The 14,072-nt window shown below is 60.4% G+C and carries 10 protein-coding genes, 1 tRNA gene and 3 pseudogenes; 7 read left to right on the top strand and 7 right to left on the bottom strand.

Annotated features, from left to right (window positions below; genetic code table 11):
• The first annotated feature begins 8 nt into the window (after window positions 1–8).
• From F595_RS0108215 to F595_RS0108205, 3 genes are read left to right on the top strand one after another with little or no spacing between them, the layout of a single operon-like run.
• The gene (locus F595_RS0108215; protein ID WP_022956388.1) at window positions 9–836 is read left to right on the top strand and encodes an SDR family NAD(P)-dependent oxidoreductase; all 828 of its coding nucleotides are present in this window, start codon (window positions 9–11) and stop codon (window positions 834–836) included.
• A 47-nt stretch (window positions 837–883) separates the two neighbouring features.
• Entirely contained in the window at window positions 884–1,819 is a 936-nt protein-coding gene (locus F595_RS13450; protein ID WP_084682901.1) for an alpha/beta hydrolase, read from the top strand.
• Complete coding sequence (locus F595_RS0108205) at window positions 1,816–3,357, top strand: flavin-containing monooxygenase (RefSeq protein WP_022956386.1); 1,542 nt, start codon at window positions 1,816–1,818, stop codon at window positions 3,355–3,357. Before F595_RS13450 ends, F595_RS0108205 begins: the two co-directional genes overlap by 4 nt.
• A 29-nt stretch (window positions 3,358–3,386) precedes the next feature.
• On the opposite strand, the pseudogene F595_RS14505 reads toward F595_RS0108205, so the two are convergent.
• Window positions 3,387–3,773: pseudogene (locus F595_RS14505) on the bottom strand (DDE-type integrase/transposase/recombinase); the annotation flags it as partial.
• 165 nt (window positions 3,774–3,938) lie between these two features.
• On the opposite strand from F595_RS14505, the gene F595_RS0108200 reads away from it, so the two are divergent.
• Window positions 3,939–4,676, top strand: a complete 738-nt coding sequence (locus tag F595_RS0108200; RefSeq protein ID WP_228126952.1) for a MerR family transcriptional regulator — start codon at window positions 3,939–3,941, stop codon at window positions 4,674–4,676.
• 318 nt (window positions 4,677–4,994) lie between these two features.
• On the opposite strand, the pseudogene F595_RS0108190 reads toward F595_RS0108200, so the two are convergent.
• The 4 genes and pseudogenes from F595_RS0108190 to F595_RS0108175 all read right to left on the bottom strand — a co-directional run.
• A pseudogene (locus F595_RS0108190) lies at window positions 4,995–5,198 on the bottom strand (IS3 family transposase); the annotation flags it as partial.
• A 12-nt stretch (window positions 5,199–5,210) separates the two neighbouring features.
• Window positions 5,211–6,260, bottom strand: a complete 1,050-nt coding sequence (locus tag F595_RS14500) for an IS110 family RNA-guided transposase (RefSeq protein WP_084682899.1) — start codon at window positions 6,258–6,260, stop codon at window positions 5,211–5,213.
• A 212-nt stretch (window positions 6,261–6,472) separates the two neighbouring features.
• Window positions 6,473–7,407, bottom strand: a pseudogene (locus F595_RS13445) (IS3 family transposase); the annotation flags it as partial.
• A 257-nt stretch (window positions 7,408–7,664) separates the two neighbouring features.
• Window positions 7,665–7,755: transfer RNA gene (locus tag F595_RS0108175), tRNA-Ser, on the bottom strand.
• A gap of 178 nt (window positions 7,756–7,933) precedes the next feature.
• On the opposite strand from F595_RS0108175, the gene F595_RS0108170 reads away from it, so the two are divergent.
• Complete coding sequence (locus F595_RS0108170) at window positions 7,934–9,823, top strand: potassium transporter Kup (protein ID WP_022956380.1); 1,890 nt, start codon at window positions 7,934–7,936, stop codon at window positions 9,821–9,823.
• Window positions 9,824–9,904: 81 nt separating this feature from the next.
• On the top strand, window positions 9,905–11,266 hold the full coding sequence (locus F595_RS0108165; RefSeq protein ID WP_022956379.1) for a WS/DGAT/MGAT family O-acyltransferase: 1,362 nt from the start codon (window positions 9,905–9,907) through the stop codon (window positions 11,264–11,266).
• A gap of 30 nt (window positions 11,267–11,296) precedes the next feature.
• On the opposite strand, the gene F595_RS14660 is transcribed toward F595_RS0108165, so the two are convergent.
• Window positions 11,297–11,455, bottom strand: a complete 159-nt coding sequence (locus F595_RS14660) for a hypothetical protein (protein WP_022956378.1) — start codon at window positions 11,453–11,455, stop codon at window positions 11,297–11,299.
• A 173-nt stretch (window positions 11,456–11,628) separates the two neighbouring features.
• A complete protein-coding gene (locus F595_RS0108155; RefSeq protein ID WP_022956377.1) occupies window positions 11,629–13,464 on the bottom strand; it encodes an ABC transporter ATP-binding protein in 1,836 nt (611 codons plus the stop codon).
• 69 nt (window positions 13,465–13,533) lie between these two features.
• On the opposite strand from F595_RS0108155, the gene F595_RS0108150 reads away from it, so the two are divergent.
• Window positions 13,534–14,052: a YgjP-like metallopeptidase domain-containing protein gene (locus tag F595_RS0108150; protein ID WP_022956376.1), complete on the top strand. Its 519-nt coding sequence runs from the start codon at window positions 13,534–13,536 to the stop codon at window positions 14,050–14,052.
• Window positions 14,053–14,072: the final 20 nt, after the last annotated feature.

The following is a 14,072-nucleotide window of genomic DNA, read 5'->3' as shown; positions in this document are numbered from 1 at the left end:
AGTCAGTCATGGCATTGAAGTCAATGAAGGTATCGAACAACGCCGCGGCAGTCGTTACAGGCGCCGGCAGTGGCATCGGCAAGAGCTTTGCGTATGAAATCGCACGCCGTGGCGGCGCCGTCATTTGCGCGGACATCAGGCAAGACAGGGCGGAGGCTGTTGCCGACTATCTTTCTGCGCTGGGGACACACGCGGTTCCCTACGCCTGCGATGTCGGCAAATCGGAGCAGATGGAAGAGTTGGCCAGGAAGGCGCCTGAGTTGCTGAAGCGGCCCGTGACGCTGGTGGTCAACAACGCCGGCGTCGGACTGGGCGGCGCGATCGGCGAAGTGACGCTTGCCGACTGGCACTGGTGCATGAACGTCAATCTCTGGGGCGTCATTCATGGATGTCATTTTTTCGCTCCGCAACTGCGCAGTGTTGGATACGGCGGAATCATCAATGTTGCTTCGGCGGCAGGCTTTGCAGCGGCGCCAGAAATGAGCACCTATAACGTCACCAAGGCCGGCGTCATGTCCCTTTCAGAGACCCTCCACGCCGAACTGACGGGTACTGGTGTCAACGTGACCGTACTCTGCCCGACGGTGGTGCCGACCAATATCGCGAACGACGGACGTCTTCCCGAGCGCCGGTCGGATTTTGCCAAGGAGGCGATGACTCGTTTCGCACTCATGGACAGCGATACAGTCGCCCGCAAAACGCTGGATGCCATGGACAGGAACCAGCTTTATATTTTACCGCAGGTCGACGGTCGCATCGCGTGGTACATCAAGCGGCTTGCGCCAAGACTGTACGCCAAGGGCCTCGGCGAAGCCTATCGATTAATTGCCGACTGAGTTTTTCAGCGCGAATACTTGGACGGTCAAGGTTACCGGGAGAAGTCATGGCATCCACACAAGCCGAAATCCTTAAGATAGCGTTGCGCATTAGAGTTAAACGAGAGTTTGGTAGCAAAGAGGCTGTCGTCAAACACTTACGTAGCGCGATGAACAGTCGAATGCTGCCCTGCCCACTGCCTGCAGGGGTGAAAATGCGCAAGGATGTGCTTGGTGGCATACACGGCCAGTGGCTGGAGGTGAGCAATCCCAGAATGGTGATGCTCTATCTCCATGGCGGTGCGTTCATTGGCGGTCGCCTCGAAACCTATCACCCGTTCTGTGGCGAACTGGCGAAGAGGCTTTCGGCACGGATTTTCCTTGCGGACTACCGGTTGGCACCCGAGCACCCGTTTCCTGCCGCGCCGGACGACGCATTCGCCACGTATGCCGCTCTGGTGAGGGGTGAAGGTGGCAAGTTGCCGATTGTCATTGCCGGTGATTCTGCGGGTGGGAACCTGACCCTGGTGACGCTGCTCAGAGCCAGGGACGCGGGGTTGCGGTTGCCGGCCTGTGCGATCGCGCTGTCGCCCGGTGCGGATGCGACCGGCAAACTGTGGTCCGTGAAGGCAAATTCTGAAGCCGATGCGATGCTGTCGAAATCTATCATCGATCATGCGATCGGGATTTATCTGAACGGTGCAGAGCCAACCGATCCGCATGTTTCGCCGTCGCGAGGCCACTACGCGGGATTTCCGCCGCTGATGCTGACGGTGAGCGAGAGCGAATGCTTGCGAGATGACGCCTATATGGTCGCACAGAGGGCGCGGGAGGCGGGAGTTCCGGTACAAATGATCGCCAGACAGGATATGCCTCATGTGTGGCCAATTTTCAACCTGTTTCTGCCCGAGGCAAAAAAAGATGTGACGAAAATCGCCCTATTTATCCAGCGCCATACCGACCAACCTGCTGGCGTGACACGAACCCTCGGAGAACTCGCATGAATATTGCCGTTGTTCATCAGGAGCGGGCTATTACGCAGATGCCGGTCATTGCTCATCCGGACCATGAAGTCGTCATCATCGGAGCAGGTATCTCTGGGCTCGGCACGGCGATCCAGCTAAAGAGCGAGGGCATCAACGATTTCATCTTGCTCGAGCGGGCTTCCGAAGTCGGCGGAACATGGCGAGATAACCGGTATCCCGGTATCGCCGTCGATATCACCTCGTTCACCTATTCGTACTCGTTCGAGCAGAATCCGAACTGGTCGCGTGTGTTCGCACCAGGGTCAGAATTGCACCATTACACGGAGAAGGTGGCAGCGAAGTACGGCATCTATCCCCACATACGGTTTGGCGTCAGAGTGGGGCGCGCCGAGTTCGATGAAAGCAGTCATTGCTGGCGGATATTCACGGACGGTGGCAAGATCGTCACGGCCCGTCATCTGGTTTCCGCGACGGGTGGGCTGATCTCCCCGAAGATGCCTGACATCAAAGGCATCAAGGATTTCCGAGGCGAGACCATCCACACCGGGTACTGGCGCGACGACATTGGCCTTGAGGGCAAGCGGGTGGCCGTGATCGGTACAGGGGCGACCGCCGTGCAGTTGCTGCCCGCCATCGCCCCGCAGGTTGCCCATCTCGATGTATTCCAGCGCACGCCCATCTGGTTGCTGAAGAAACCAGACCGTGTTCTACCGGCGTGGCTGAGGAGCGCCTTTCGTCTGGCGCCGACGGCGCAGCGCCTCGTACGTGCAGGCACCGACATAGTCAGCGAGTCCTTGATGGTGATATCAGCAGTCTACTACCGGCAATTTCCCTGGCTGGTGCGGCACTGCGAAGCGGCTGGAATCTGCAACATGCATGAGCAGTTGCCGGGCCGGCCTGACCTCTGGGAAAAGCTGACGCCGAAGTACGGCTTTGGATGCAAGCGGCCGTCATTCTCCAATGACTATTTCAAGGTCTTTGCTCGAGACAACGCACGGTTGGTGACGACGCCTATCGAGCGCATCACGGAAAATGGAGTGCTGACAAAGGACGGGGAAGAGCATCCAGTCGACGTCTTGATCATGGCGACCGGTTACCGGGTTTTCGAGAAGGGAAACCTGCCGTCCTACGAAGTCGTCGGCAGCAATGGCGTGGAGCTAGGCTCTTTTTGGGAGGAAAATCGCTACCAGGCCTATGAAGGGATGACGGTGCCCGGCTATCCTAATTTCTACGTGATGCTCGGCCCCTACGCGCTGATTGGAACGTCCTATTTCAAGATGGTCGAGGGCAATTCGATACACGCCGTCAGGTGCATCAATGAGGCTCGGCGCAGAAAGGCGACGCGTGTCGAGATCCGGCAGGAGGTGCATGACAGGTACTTTGCAGATATCCAGGACCGGCAGAAGAATACAGTTTTCCTGAATCATAACTGTGCGATGTCCAACAGCTACTATTTTGATCGGCACGGCGACGCGCCCATGTTGCGGCCGTCGACCTCGTTCGAGATGCTCTGGCGCGCCAAGCATCTGCCAATTGACAACTATGTGTTCTCCTAAATGCATAAAAAGGGGGCTGTTTGTAGTGGTCAACTCATCCGGGACACTGAGTTAGGCTTTTCTTCCGCCATAGCCGGCGCCAGTCCGTCATTGAACTGATGCGGCCGTATCCAGTTGTACCGGTGCATAAGCTAATGGCTGATGTCCCGATGTGCCTCCTGGGCCGTCATGTAACCCACACTCGGCACCAATTCCGATTTCAGACTGCGGAACAGCCGCTCCATCGGCGAGTTGTCCCAGAAGTTGCCGCGACGACTTATGCTCTGCGCGATCCGGTAGCGTCACAGGCGCGGCCGGAACTTCCGGCATGCATATTGCCCACCCTGATCCGAGTGGAACATCAGACCCTGAGGACGACCGCGTTGCTCATAAGCCATGCCCAGCGCCTGCATGACCAGATCAGCGTCAGGGTGGGATTGGACTCCAAAGCTTCGTGCTACTCAAATGCGGGGGGGGGGGCGTGGGGATAGAACCCAGGCTCATTAAGCCACTACACGGCTGATCATGATAGATTATTATGCTTTTGAAGCTTTTTTGAGGAACCGCAGATAGTGAAGGTAACGGAACGAGAAGGCTGGTTGGTGGAAGAACTCTCTGTTCTTGCGGGGACAACAGTACGCAATCTCAGAGCATTCCAAGATAAAGGCATCATCCCTCCCCCGGCCAAACGCGGTCGCCAGGCCGTGTATGGAGAGGCACATTTGTATCGCCTGCAACTTTTGTTACGCCTGCAGAGTCGGGGTTATAGCCTTAACGGCATCAAGGAATTAATCGATGCGGCCGAACAAGGCCGTAACGTGCGGGAGTTGATCGGTCTCGATACAGTAATCACCACGCCTCTTATGCCTAGCAATTCAACGCCAGGCACAGTTACAAACGCACAGTTGTTACGCATGTTCGGTTACAAACGGATGCCGAAAGTGCTTCTTCGTCAGGCGGTCGATTTGGGATTCCTGCTACCCGAGGGAAGAAGATATCGTGTAGGTGAGATCCTGATGCTCGAGGCAGCTGCGGACCTCGTCAAAAACGGTATTGAGTTGACAGACCTGCTTGAAATAGCCAGGCGACTTCGCGAAAACATGGATCGTATGGCAGAGGACATCACTTGGCGTCTAGCGAAATCGATCGATAGTTATGGGAGCGATATCCCCCCCCAGAAGGACATGCCGAGAATTGCGGCCCTAATCCAGTTACTCCGCAGACTAGTTGATCCGGTCTTGCTGTTCGAAGGGAAAAGGGCTATTGAAAGTGCGTCAGCAGACCTGTACAAGCAGCGGTTATCGCGAACAATCGACCAAGCGTCTAGAAAGCTAGGATAAGGATTTGACAGCTTAAGGGAAGAGACGATGGACTTCATGAGTGACTGTTTGTTGCACAACCACCATCGCTGCGACGTCCCCGAGGGGGTCCTAGATTTTGTGTGACCGGTCAATTAAGCGACACTGGCGCACCAGACCGGAGACACCATGAGTAAGGACAAACACCTCATCAACGACGAGTTGCTTGATCAGCTTCTCGCCCACTACCAGAAGCCCGAAGACCCTGATCGGCACTGACAGCATCCTGAATCAAGCCCGGTTCCGTGGAGGCCGTTTCGTTTAAGTCAGGCCGCCATGGCCTGAACCGACCCCAGTTTCCTAGACAGCTCCCTGCCTCATGAAATACTGCCGCTCGAACTCGGCGGGCGGCAGCATGTTCGTGTGACCGTGCTTGCGCTTCCGGTTGTAAAACATCTCCACGTAATCGAACACATCTTCCCGCGCTTCGTCACGGGTCAGGTACACCTTCCGGCGTATCCGCTCCCGTTTCAGCAGCTGGAAGAAGCTCTCCGCCACCGCGTTGACGCTCCTATGTCAACCACAGCCTCTCGAGACTGCTAAATCAGCCATGATTAGCGGATATATTTCACGCACGATATACCGTTTCAGGCAGCGATGAATCTCCTTGCTTGACAGTCCTTCCTGCGTTCGACGTTCAACATAAGTTCGTGTTCGTGGGTCACTTCGCATCCGAACCATCGCAATGGTCCACAAGGCATTATTGGCCGTTCGATCGCCACCTCTGTTCAAACGATGACGTGTCGTTTTGCCAGAGGAAGCTTGCAGTGGGCTAGTACCGCAGAGTGCTGCCAAGGCCGCTTCACTATGCAGACGCCCTGGGTTGTCGCCTGCTACTGCCACTAACGTCGCAGCAGTTTGCGGGCCTATACCGAAGCGCTCACGCAGGCGCGGGGCATACTCAGTAGTTAAGCGCTCCAGCATGGCATCGAGTGTTTTTAGCTCATCTGCGAGTGAGGCCCAGCGTTTTGCCAATAATCTCAGGGTAGCCGTCAATGCTTGCTCCATGACGCTTGTACCGAGCGAGCGCAGTCGAAGGCACCGTTTCACGCACTCGGCCGCTTTGACTTTTAACAACCGCTCTCGAACATCTTGCGGTGCACTGACCAGCAAAGCTCGTAGCTGATTGATTGCCTGCGTTTTGGCTTTGACTGCACTCCGCCTAGCTACAGAGACTGCTCGCATGGCTTCTGCTGCGCCTGATTGTGTCTTCGGTATAGCCGTTGCTTTCTCAGCAAGGACTGCGCGTGCAGCATTTTCTGCATCGATTGGATCAGATTTGCCTTTGGATCGACGTGCTGCCCGGTCGGGCCGATTGACCTCTAACACTTCAATTTCATGGTCGCGTAGTACGCGAGTCAATCCGGCTCCATAAGTGCCAGTACCTTCGACGCCAGCACGTCGCAATTTACCGAATGATTTAGCCCAGACCAACAGCTCGCAATACCCATCTAGATTCGTAGGCACAGCTAATGTGCCCAGGAGCTTGCCAGCTTCACTAATGACTGCGCCAACATGCGTATCTAAATGCGTGTCGACGCCCAGTAACACCTCACTTTGGTTCATAGATGCCTCCGCTATCTCGGATGCATCGTCAACCCTATTCGCAGGACAGGACACTCACGGTGCAGAACAAAGCTCCTATTAGGTCACAAGCGATAGGCCCGACAATGCTCGGGGAACATCGGAACTGATCGACAGGTCAACGCAAGGGCAGCCAGGCCAATCCCAGCACGGGTCAGATCAGTCCGATGTTCTGTAAGCATAATGAACTGAGTGTCCCAGCAGTTGCCGCGACGGCTCATGCTGGGTACCAGGTTGTGCACCTTCAGGAACGTCTGCCAGTCATGACTGCTGAACTGGCTGCCCTGATCCGAATGGATCATCACCGCAGCCGTCGGACGCCGGCGCCAGACCGCCATCAGCAACGCGTTCAGCACCAGCTCCGTCTCCATCCGGGCACCCATCGACCAGCCCACGATCTGGCGTGAGAACAGGTCCATGACGGCGGCCAGATACAGCCAGCCCTCGTGAGTGCGGATGTAGGTGATGTCCGTCACCCAGACCTTGTTTGGCGCGTCGACCGTGAACTCCTGCTGCAGATGGTTCGGCACGATGGTTGCGGGCTTGCCAGCATGGTGCCGAGGTCTGCGGTCGTAGCCACGTTGCGCCTGCAGCTGCTCCAACTGCATGAGTCGAAAGACACGGTTCTTGCCAACCTGCTCACCCAAATCGCGAAGGTCGGACGTGATCTTGCGATAGCCGTAGACCGTTCCGCTCTCCAGCCAGGACTGCTTGATCAGGCCGAGCAAACGACGGTCATCCTGTGCGCGCTGCGACAGCGGCTGGGCTCGCCAGGCGTAGTACCCGCTGCGTTGCACCTGCATGACCCGGCACAGCATGGTGACCGTGTGCTGGTGTTCGTGGGCGTGAATGAAGGCGTACCTTACCGGGACTCGCTGGCAAAGTACGCGGCGGCCTTTTTTAGGATGTCGCGCTCCTCGGTGACGCGGCGCAACTCAGCTTGCAGGCGCTTGATCTCGGCTTCGGCGGCTGTCGCCGCCGCTGGCTTGTTGTGCTGCTTGATCCAGGCGTACAGGCTGTGCTGCGAAACCCCGAGACGAGCCGCGACCTCGCCGACCGGATGACCTCGATCAACGACCTGCCGGACAGCTTCCTGCTTGAACTCCTGGGTGAAACGAATCTGTGTCATGACGACCTCCATTGCCTTGGGATTTTGAGGCAACAGGGTGTCTAGAGAAATGGGGTCGGTTCAGCTACGGCTTCATCAAACCCGTACTGCCCAATGAGACGCCGGAGAAAAACAGATGCGCTCGCCTTGAATAGACGTCAAGAAGTGTCTCCGCTCTCTCGAATCCACCGGCGCGCACAGCATAAGCAGCTGATTTCTTTAGAGATTTCAAAACGAAAAGCCCCCGGCTCTTTTGCAAGAACCAGGGGCTTCATGTTTGGCGGTGAGAGAGGGATTCGAACCCTCGATACGGGGTTACCGTATACACGCTTTCCAGGCGTGCTCCTTCAACCACTCGGACACCTCACCGGGGACTTGTCAGCCTATCACGGCTGGCAAGGCGCGCAATCCTACCCAAAGCCGCCCGACTTCGCAAAGTCTTTTTCAACGGGGGGCCGCTTGGCCGGCGTCACGGCATCGGTGCTAAAATCGCCCATCGCAAAAACGGCATCCTGCCCGCCCGGGCGAGATGCCACTGAGGCAAGACATGCACACATCGCCGGCGGAAGCCGCACAGGTCAAGCGTCAGCTCGCCCTCACCCTGGGAGCACTCGGGGTCGTCTTCGGGGATATCGGTACCAGCCCCCTCTACGCGCTCAAGGAATGTTTCCACGTCGCCCGTGGCCTGCCCATCACCCATGACAACGTGGTCGGCATCCTGTCGATGATCTTCTGGTCGCTGACCCTGGTGGTGTCGCTCAAGTACATCGCCTTCGTGATGCGCGCTGACAACCGTGGCGAAGGCGGCATCATGGCGCTGCTGGCGCTGGCCCTGCGCGCGCGCTACCGCCATGCCTGGCTGCGTCCGGTTCTGATCGGCATCGGCCTGTTCGGGGCCGCCCTGTTCTTCGGCGACGGAATGATCACGCCAGCCATCTCGGTGCTGTCGGCGGTCGAGGGCCTGGAGGTGGTGTCACCACAGATGGCGCCCTTCGTGCTGCCGGTGACCATCGGCGTGCTGATCTCGCTGTTCCTCATGCAGCGCCGGGGCACGGCCAGCATTGGTGCCCTCTTCGGGCCGGTCATGCTGATCTGGTTCGTCACCCTGGCACTGCTCGGCATCTGGAACATCCAGCAGCTGCCGCAGGTGCTGGAGCTGATGAATCCCTACTGGGCCGTGCATTTCATCATCGAGCATCCGGTGGCGGCATTCATCACCCTGGGCGCCGTGGTGCTGACCATCACCGGTGGCGAAGCGCTCTATGCCGACATGGGCCACTTCGGTCGCAAGCCGATCCGCCGTGCCTGGTTCCTGCTGGTGTTCCCGGCCCTGCTGCTGAACTACTGCGGCCAGGGTGCCCTGCTGCTGCGCGACCCGAGCGCGGTCGAGAATCCGTTCTACCGGCTGGTGCCGGAGTGGGGCCTGGTGCCGCTCATCGTGCTGTCGACGCTGGCCACGGTGATCGCCTCGCAGGCGGTGATCTCGGGCGTGTTCTCGATCGCCCGCCAGGCCATGCTGCTGGGCTATCTGCCGCGCTTCCAGATCCGTCACACCTCCGACCGCGAGATGGGCCAGATCTACATTCCCTTCTTCAACTGGACGCTGCTCTTCACCATCCTGCTGCTGGTGCTGACTTTCAAGACCTCCAGCAACCTGGCGGCGGCCTACGGCATAGCGGTGACCATGACCATGATCTGTGACGCCCTGCTGCTGCTGGTGGTGGCGCACAAGCTCTGGGGATGGCACCCGGCGGTGGCCGTCGCCGTGGCCCTGCCCTTCCTGCTCATCGACTTCGCCTTCTTCGCAGCCACCTCGCTGAAGATCGTCGAAGGCGGCTGGTTCCCGCTGGCCATCGGCATGAGCGCCTTCCTGCTCATGCTGACCTGGAAGCAGGGCCGCGACATGCTAGCCAGCCGTCTCGGCGCCGAGACCATGCCGCTCAATCTGTTCATCAACAGCATCGGCGGCGACATCGGGCAGAGCGTGCCGGGCACGGCCGTGTTCATGACCGGTTCGCACCAGTACGTGCCGCATGCGCTGCTGCACAACATGAAGCACAACAAGGTGCTGCATGAGCGCAATGTGCTGATGACGCTGGTGACCCGCGACGTGCCCTTCGTCGACGATGTCGAGCGCCTGCGCATCGAGCGTATCGGCCACGAGTTCTACCTGGTTACCGCCGCCTACGGTTTCAAGGAGCAGCCCGACATGCTCGAGCTGCTGGAGCTGTGTCGTGGTCAGGGTCTGGAGTTCGACCTCATGGACACCAGCTTCTTCCTGTCGCGCGAACGCATCCTGCCCACCGGCCAGAACGGCATGTCGCTGTGGCGTCAGAAGCTGTTCGTGGCCATGGCCCGCAATGCCGTGTCGGCGACCGACTTTTTCCACATTCCCGGCAACCGCGTGGTAGAAATGGGAACCCAGGTGCGCATGTGATGCGCACCGGCTGACCTGCCACCCGCTGCCGGTCATTTTTCACGCGAAAACAAGAGGCGTCGCAACGCCCGGAGCCTGCCCATGAAGCCGCTGTCACTCCCTGACCAGATGTTCCTGCTGCTGGAACGCCGCAACCAGCCCATGCACGTCGGCAGCCTGATGCTGCTGACACCGCCACCGGATGCCGGCCCGGACTACGTGCAGCGGATGGTCGAGACCTTCGAGAAGGCCACGGTCGCGCAACCGCCGTTCAACCAGCGCCTGAGCTACAAGCTCGGCGTGCCGTTCTGGGTCGAGGACAAGGACTTCGACCTCGAGGCGCATGTCCAGCACCTGACCCTGCCCAAGCCAGGCCGCATCCGCGAGCTGCTGAGCCTGGTCGGCAAGCTGCACAGCGGCCTCATGGACCGTGCCAAGCCGCTCTGGGAGTGCTACCTGATCGACGGCATCGAGGATGGCCGCATCGCCGTCTACAGCCGCATCCATCACGCCATGATGGATGGCATCGCCGGCATGCGCATGCTGCAGAAAAGTTTCAGCACGGATCCTGACCTGCGTGGTGTGGCGCCGTTCTGGGCACTGGAAAAGCCGAAACGCGAAACCAGCATGGTCGAGCAAGTCACCAAGCCGATTTCCAAGGCGGCTCGTCTCGCCGCCACCATGAAGGCCCAGGCCGCGACCTGGCCCAAGGTGTCGACCGAGCTGGTCAAGTCGATCCGTTCCCGTGGAAAGGATCCCGACTATGTATCGGTGTTCCAGGCACCCAAGACCATCCTCAACCAGCGCATCAGCGCCTCGCGACGGTTCGCCGCGCAGTCCTGGCAGCTGGAGCGTTTCAAGGCCGTCAGCCAGCGCCACCAGTGCACGCTCAACGACGCCGTGCTGGCCGTGTGCGCCTCGGCGCTGCGCAAGTATCTTGACGAGCTGGGCGCCCTGCCCGCCGAGCCGCTGGTGGCCATGGTGCCGATGTCGTTGCGACGTGACGACTCCGATGCCGGCAACCAGATCGGCATGGTACTCGCCAACCTGGCCACGCAGATCGCCGACCCGCTCGAGCGGCTGGCGGCCATCGGACGCTCGGTGCAGAACAGCAAGACCCGCTTCGCCGACATGACACAGCTGGAGATCATGAATTACGTGGGCACGGCCATGTCGATCAGCGGCATCAACATGGCCACGGGCATTGCACCGACCTGGCAGGCGTTCAACATCGTGATTTCGAATGTGCCCGGGCCGCGTCAGACCCTGTACTTCAACGGGGCGAAACTGGAAGGCATCTATCCGGTGTCGATCGCGATGGATGGCCAGGCCACCAACATCACGGTGTTCAGCTACGTCGACAAGCTCGAGATCGGCATCATTGCCTGCCGTCGCACGCTGCCGCACATGCAGCGTCTGCTCAAGTACCTCGAGGAAGGTCTGGTCGAGCTCGAGCAGGCCTGATCCGGCACCTGCTGCGCCGGCCCGTGACCGTCACTGCCAGTCGGTCCAGCCGGCGCGGGCCTTGCGGCTCTCGGTGACCACGTGAGCCACATCCTCCAGCTCCATCTGGTCAATCAGCCGGATGAAGCCTTTCATCATGCAGAAGCAGAGGCAGAGGTTGCTGTCGAGCTTCTGAATGAATGTCTTCATGATGCATCTCCTCCAGTGTCAACGTTCTGACGGTCCGAACCGCCAGGGCTTTCACAGAAGAGATCGTGCAGTCAGGGTGCCAACTTGAGCCGGCGCTACCAAATGCCCCCTGACCTTACGCAACTCCGAAGCAGCTTACACAACCCGGACAGAAATCCGGCCGTGGATGGATATCAGGCCTCCCTGGCCTCGACCAGAAAGCCGCCGGACTGGTGCGCCCACAGCCGCGCATAGACGCCACCCAGCGTCAGCAGTTCGTCATGGCTGCCGGACTCGACGATGCGCCCCTGATCCAGCACCACCAGCCGGTCCATGGCCGCAATGGTCGACAGCCGGTGGGCGATGGCAATCACGGTCTTGCCCGCCATCAGCCGGTACAGGTTGTCCTGGATGGCGGCTTCGACCTCGGAGTCCAGTGCCGAGGTGGCCTCGTCGAGCAGCAGCACGGGAGCGTCCTTGAGCATGACGCGGGCAATGGCGATGCGCTGGCGCTGTCCGCCGGACAGGGTCACGCCACGCTCGCCGACGTGGGCGTCGTAGCCGCGACGGCCGCGCGCGTCGTGCAGACCGAGGATGAAGTCATGCGCCTGGGCCTGGCGTGCCGCCGCCACCATGGCCTCGTCACTGGCATCCGGGCGGCCGTAAAGCAGGTTGTCACGCACCGACCGGTGCAGCAGCGAGGTGTCCTGGGTCACCATGCCGATCTGCGCGCGCAACGACTCCTGGGTGACCTGCGCAATGTCCTGTCCGTCGATGAGGATGCGACCGTGGTCAAGGTCATGGAAACGCAGCAGCAGGTTGACCAGCGTCGACTTGCCAGCCCCGGACGGCCCCACCAGACCGACGCGCTCACCGGGCCGTATGTGCAGGTCCAGGCCATCGAACACGGTACGTCCGTTGCCATAGCCGAAGCGCACCTGCTCGAAGCGGATGTCACCCCGGCTGACCTGCAGCGGCAGCGCCTGCGGCAGGTCCATGACCTCCTGCGGGCGCGAGATCGACCCCATGCCGTCCTGCACGGTGCCGATGTTCTCGAACAGTGCCGACACCTCCCACATGATCCACTGCGACATGCCGGACAGGCGCAGCACCAGCGCCAGTGCCACGGCGATGGCACCCACCGCCAGCTCGCCGGCCAGCCACAGCTGCAGGGCCACGGCCGCCACCGCCAGCAGCAGGGCAGTGTTGAGCACGTAAAGGGTGAAGATGAGGCGGGTCACCAGGCGCATCTGCGCATACACCGTGGTCATGAACTCGCCCATGCCCTCGCGCGCGTAGGCTGACTCGCGGCGCGCGTGCGAGAACAGCTTCACGGTCTGGATGTTGGTGTAGCTGTCAACGATGCGCCCGGTCATCAGCGAGCGGGCATCGGCCTGCTCGCCGGACACCGCGCGCAGACGCGGCACGAAATGCGCCAGCATGAGCACGTAGGCGGCCAGCCAGGCCAGCAGCGGCAGTGCCAGGCGCCAGTCCGAGCTGCCGACCAGCACCACGGTACCCAGGAAGTACACCGCCACGTAGTTGAGCACGTCGATGAGCTTGATCACGCACTCGCGCACCGCCAGCGCGGTCTGCATCAGCTTGGTGGCGATGCGGCCGGCGAACTCGTTCTGGTAGAAACTCATGGACTGGCGCAGCAGGTAGCGGTGCACCATCCAGCGGATGCGCATGGGGTAGTTGCCCATCAGCGTCTGGTGATTGAGCATGGCGTGCAGGCCGACCAGCAGGGGCAGCGCCAGGATCACCGCCAGCATCACCAGCAGCTCATTGCCACGCTGCTGCCAGAGCAGACGCGGATCCTGATCGGCCAGCCAGGTCACGATGTTGCCCATGAAACCGAAGAGCCAGACCTCGGCTATGGCGATCACCGCCATCAGCAGCGCCGACACCAGCAGCCAGGGCTCGCTGCCGCGCGTGTAGTGGCGGCAGAAGGCCACCAGCGTGCGCGGCGGCTCGACAGGGTCCTCGGGGGGAAACGGGTCCAGGCGGCGTTCGAACCAGCCAAGCATGCGGCGCATCCGGTCAGGCAAAACGCTACTCTAGCAGCCTGTTGACGCTACCGGCACCGGACAACGATCATGCCGCGCATGACCCAGCCCCTGCCCTATCTGCATGGCTACCCCGAGCACCTGCTGGCCCGGGTGCGCCAGCTCATCGCCCGTGACGAACTGGCCGGCTATCTGCAGTCGCGCTACCCGGACCCGCACGACATCCAGAGCGACCGTGCCCTCTTCGACTACCTGAACAGCCTCCGCCAGCGCCATCTGCGACACGCGCCGCCACTGGCGCGGGTGCGCTACGACAACACCCTGGACGTGCTGCACAACGCCCTAGGCCTGCATACCCGTGCCAGCCGGGTGCATGGCGGCCAGCTCAAGGCCCGTCAGGAAATCCGCATTGCCAGCCTTTTCCGCGAGGCGCCGGCCGAGTTCCTGCGCATGATCGCCGTGCACGAGCTCGCTCACTGCCGCGAGCGCGAGCACAACAAGGCGTTCTACCAGCTCTGCGAACACATGCTGCCCGGCTATGCCCAGGTCGAGTTCGACTGCCGGCTCTATCTCACGGCCCGCGACCTGCGCGCCAGCACGTCGACTTGAGTCGGACACCCCCGGCCTGC

The sequence above is a fragment of the Perlucidibaca piscinae DSM 21586 genome (genome assembly GCF_000420045.1).
GTDB classification, from domain to species: Bacteria; Pseudomonadota; Gammaproteobacteria; order Pseudomonadales; family Moraxellaceae; genus Perlucidibaca; species Perlucidibaca piscinae.
The sequence above is the reverse complement of the archived record's forward strand: the minus strand, read 5'-3'. Positions and strand labels throughout refer to the sequence as shown.